The 398-nt window shown below is 41.0% G+C and carries 2 pseudogenes; both read right to left on the minus strand.

Annotation, left to right across the window (positions count from 1 at the left end):
- A pseudogene (locus tag ASC50_RS05310) lies at positions 1-234 on the minus strand (RagB/SusD family nutrient uptake outer membrane protein); the annotation flags it as partial.
- Positions 235-295: 61 nt separating this feature from the next.
- A pseudogene (locus tag ASC50_RS06770) lies at positions 296-398 on the minus strand (Rid family hydrolase); the annotation flags it as partial.

Below are 398 nucleotides of genomic sequence, written 5' to 3' on the forward strand. Positions count from 1 at the left end.
ATAAATGCCATCACTCTTCGTCCATAAATTCCCTTCGTTCGGCAAATAACTGGCCGCTTCTTTCAGGTACTGGTCCACCTTGTCTCTTCTGGTGAATATGGAATCCAACTGCTGCGTATTTTTGAAGTAGTCGTCCACATCCAGAAAGTCATTACATGAGTACAGGAGTATGCCTGATAGGCAAACACTCAGCACTCGCATCTTTAATAATATCTCTTTTATAACTGTTTTCATAAATCTTTATTTTTTATTATGTTATCTATTTAAAATGTTGCCACTAACTGAATGGTAAATTTGCGTTGCAGGGGAATGGTTCGCTGAAATGCTTGCCATAGACCTCGTTCATGGCGGCGAAATCGGCGATGTCTGCCCGGAAGACGGGTGTTTTCACTACATTT

Source organism: Candidatus Symbiothrix dinenymphae (assembly GCF_001431085.1).